General features: G+C 55.3%; 1 protein-coding gene. It reads left to right on the top strand.

The window, feature by feature from the left end; genetic code table 11:
- Window positions 1–416: YPDG domain-containing protein (locus tag HMPREF2565_RS13865; RefSeq protein WP_210385860.1), on the top strand; the 416-nt coding region annotated here is incomplete at both ends.

The following is a 416-nucleotide window of genomic DNA, read 5'->3' as shown; positions in this document are numbered from 1 at the left end:
GCCTGCGTACGAGGAGAAGCTGGTTGTTCCTGGTGAGGAAACCAAGTCGTCTCCTTCGTTCAAGGATAAGGACGGTAAGGACACGAAGGCTCCTGAGGGTTCGAAGTTCTCGATTCCTGAGGACTTCAAGGCTCCTGAGGGCTACGAAGCCAAGATTGACGAGAACACCGGTGAGATCACTGTTACGTTCCCGGATAAGTCGAAGCTGAACAAGGACACCGTTGAGGAGTTCGAGGTTCCTGTCACGGTGACCTACCCTGACGGTTCCACGGATAAGGCTCCAGCTAAGTTCAAGCTGGACACCGATGGTGATGGCGATCCTGATGTCACGGATCCGGATGACGATAACGACGGCATCCCGGACGAGGAAGACCAGAACCCGAAGTCCCCGAACCAGAACACTGCGTTCGAGCCTG

Source organism: Corynebacterium sp. HMSC072A04 (assembly GCF_001809235.1).
Classification (GTDB): Bacteria; Actinomycetota; Actinomycetes; order Mycobacteriales; family Mycobacteriaceae; genus Corynebacterium; species Corynebacterium hiratae.
The sequence above is the reverse complement of the archived record's forward strand: the minus strand, read 5'-3'. Positions and strand labels throughout refer to the sequence as shown.